The organism is Streptomyces sp. NPDC004065 (assembly GCF_044903565.1).
GTDB lineage: Bacteria > Actinomycetota > Actinomycetes > Streptomycetales > Streptomycetaceae > Streptomyces.
Genome location: NZ_JBJDQT010000062.1, coordinates 2,138 through 5,146 on the forward strand (window position 1 = coordinate 2,138; position 3,009 = coordinate 5,146).

Here is a 3,009-nt window from a genome sequence, read left to right on the forward strand (position 1 = left end):
TGTATGTTCAGGCTAAGGTAAAATTTGTGAGTAATTACAAGTTTTCGGCGAATGTTGTCTTCACAGTATAACCAGATTGCTTGGGGTTATATGGTCAAGTGAAGAAGCGCATACGGTGGATGCCTTGGCAGTCAGAGGCGATGAAAGACGTGGTAGCCTGCGATAAGCTTCGGGGAGTCGGCAAACAGACTTTGATCCGGAGATCTCTGAATGGGGGAACCCACCTGGCATAAGTCAGGTATCTTGTACTGAATACATAGGTGCAAGAGGCGAACCAGGGGAACTGAAACATCTAAGTACCCTGAGGAAAAGAAATCAACCGAGATTCCCTTAGTAGTGGCGAGCGAACGGGGACTAGCCCTTAAGTGGCTTTGAGATTAGCGGAACGCTCTGGAAAGTGCGGCCATAGTGGGTGATAGCCCTGTACGCGAAAATCTCTTAGTCATGAAATCGAGTAGGACGGAGCACGAGAAACTTTGTCTGAATATGGGGGGACCATCCTCCAAGGCTAAATACTACTGACTGACCGATAGTGAACCAGTACCGTGAGGGAAAGGCGAAAAGAACCCCGGAGAGGGGAGTGAAATAGATCCTGAAACCGTATGCGTACAAGCAGTGGGAGCCTACTTTGTTAGGTGACTGCGTACCTTTTGTATAATGGGTCAGCGACTTATATTCAGTGGCGAGCTTAACCGAATAGGGGAGGCGTAGCGAAAGCGAGTCTTAATAGGGCGTTTAGTCGCTGGGTATAGACCCGAAACCGGGCGATCTATCCATGGGCAGGTTGAAGGTTAGGTAACACTGACTGGAGGACCGAACCGACTACCGTTGAAAAGTTAGCGGATGACCTGTGGATCGGAGTGAAAGGCTAATCAAGCTCGGAGATAGCTGGTTCTCCTCGAAAGCTATTTAGGTAGCGCCTCATGTATCACTGTAGGGGGTAGAGCACTGTTTCGGCTAGGGGGTCATCCCGACTTACCAAACCGATGCAAACTCCGAATACCTACAAGTGCCGAGCATGGGAGACACACGGCGGGTGCTAACGTCCGTCGTGAAAAGGGAAACAACCCAGACCGTCAGCTAAGGTCCCAAAGTTATGGTTAAGTGGGAAACGATGTGGGAAGGCTTAGACAGCTAGGAGGTTGGCTTAGAAGCAGCCACCCTTTAAAGAAAGCGTAATAGCTCACTAGTCGAGTCGGCCTGCGCGGAAGATGTAACGGGGCTCAAACCATACACCGAAGCTACGGGTATCACTTAGGTGATGCGGTAGAGGAGCGTTCTGTAAGCCTGTGAAGGTGAGTTGAGAAGCTTGCTGGAGGTATCAGAAGTGCGAATGCTGACATGAGTAACGACAATGGGAGTGAAAAACTCCCACGCCGAAAGACCAAGGTTTCCTGCGCAACGTTAATCGACGCAGGGTTAGTCGGTCCCTAAGGCGAGGCTGAAAAGCGTAGTCGATGGAAAACAGGTTAATATTCCTGTACTTCTGGTTATTGCGATGGAGGGACGGAGAAGGCTAGGCCAGCTTGGCGTTGGTTGTCCAAGTTTAAGGTGGTAGGCTGAGATCTTAGGTAAATCCGGGATCTTAAGGCCGAGAGCTGATGACGAGTTGCCATTAGGCGACGAAGTGGTTGATGCCATGCTTCCAAGAAAAGCTTCTAAGCTTCAGGTAACCAGGAACCGTACCCCAAACCGACACAGGTGGTTGGGTAGAGAATACCAAGGCGCTTGAGAGAACTCGGGTGAAGGAACTAGGCAAAATGGCACCGTAACTTCGGGAGAAGGTGCGCCGGTGAGGGTGAAGGACTTGCTCCGTAAGCTCATGCCGGTCGAAGATACCAGGCCGCTGCGACTGTTTATTAAAAACACAGCACTCTGCAAACACGAAAGTGGACGTATAGGGTGTGACGCCTGCCCGGTGCCGGAAGGTTAATTGATGGGGTTAGCTAACGCGAAGCTCTTGATCGAAGCCCCGGTAAACGGCGGCCGTAACTATAACGGTCCTAAGGTAGCGAAATTCCTTGTCGGGTAAGTTCCGACCTGCACGAATGGCGTAACGATGGCGGCGCTGTCTCCACCCGAGACTCAGTGAAATTGAAATCGCTGTGAAGATGCAGTGTATCCGCGGCTAGACGGAAAGACCCCGTGAACCTTTACTATAGCTTTGCACTGGACTTTGAATTTGCTTGTGTAGGATAGGTGGGAGGCTTTGAAGCGTGGACGCCAGTCTGCGTGGAGCCATCCTTGAAATACCACCCTGGCAACTTTGAGGTTCTAACTCAGGTCCGTTATCCGGATCGAGGACAGTGTATGGTGGGTAGTTTGACTGGGGCGGTCTCCTCCTAAAGAGTAACGGAGGAGTACGAAGGTGCGCTCAGACCGGTCGGAAATCGGTCGTAGAGTATAAAGGCAAAAGCGCGCTTGACTGCGAGACAGACACGTCGAGCAGGTACGAAAGTAGGTCTTAGTGATCCGGTGGTTCTGTATGGAAGGGCCATCGCTCAACGGATAAAAGGTACTCCGGGGATAACAGGCTGATACCGCCCAAGAGTTCATATCGACGGCGGTGTTTGGCACCTCGATGTCGGCTCATCACATCCTGGGGCTGAAGCCGGTCCCAAGGGTATGGCTGTTCGCCATTTAAAGTGGTACGCGAGCTGGGTTTAGAACGTCGTGAGACAGTTCGGTCCCTATCTGCCGTGGACGTTTGAGATTTGAGAGGGGCTGCTCCTAGTACGAGAGGACCGGAGTGGACGAACCTCTGGTGTTCCGGTTGTCACGCCAGTGGCATTGCCGGGTAGCTATGTTCGGAAGAGATAACCGCTGAAAGCATCTAAGCGGGAAACTTGCCTCAAGATGAGATCTCACTGGAGCCTTGAGCTCCCTGAAGGGCCGTCGAAGACTACGACGTTGATAGGTTGGGTGTGTAAGCGCTGTGAGGCGTTGAGCTAACCAATACTAATTGCCCGTGAGGCTTGACCATATAACACCCAAGCAATTTGCGTCGAA

1 rRNA gene is annotated in these 3,009 nt (G+C 51.6%); it reads left to right on the forward strand.

Going from position 1 to position 3,009, the window contains the following annotated elements:
- Positions 1 to 92: 92 nt before the first annotated feature.
- Positions 93 to 2,983 (forward strand): 23S ribosomal RNA (locus ACI2LW_RS33525).
- The last annotated feature ends 26 nt before the right edge of the window (positions 2,984 to 3,009 follow it).